At 69.3% G+C, this 436-nt stretch carries 1 protein-coding gene; it reads right to left on the minus strand.

The features are described 5' to 3' along the window. Positions 1–239: 239 nt before the first annotated feature. Positions 240–436, minus strand: a 197-nt coding sequence (locus JHD74_RS26100) for a hypothetical protein (protein WP_199063920.1), incomplete at its 5' end; no start/stop codon positions are given.

Below are 436 nucleotides of genomic sequence, written 5' to 3' on the forward strand. Positions count from 1 at the left end.
CCCCCCCCCCCCCCCCCCCCCCCCCTTTTTTCAAGCAGACGCCGGCATCCGCGATGATACCTCCTGTCTCGTGGGCTCGGAGATGTGTATAAGAGACAGCAATTTACTGCCGCTGGTTGGATAGCGCAGGATCAACTGAGCGGTTACACGTTGGTGGGCAACGTGCGCTATCCAACCAGCGGCAGTAAATTGGCTGCGATCCCGGCGGGTGTGATGCCAGTGGTACCGGATGAACAGCATCAGGCCAGTATCTGTCTCTTATACACATCTGACGCTGCCGACGATGCCAACTGGGTGTAGTTCTCGGTGGTCGCCGTAGCGTTGAGGGGGGGGGGGGGGGGGGGGGGGGGGGGGGGGGGGGGGGGGGGGGGGGGGGGGGGGGGGGGGGGGGGGGGGGGGGGGGGGGGGGGGGGGGGGGGGGGGGGGGGGGGGGGGG

The organism is Serratia sp. ASV30 (genome assembly GCF_016428815.1).
Classification (GTDB): Bacteria; Pseudomonadota; Gammaproteobacteria; order Enterobacterales; family Enterobacteriaceae; genus Chania; species Chania fonticola_C.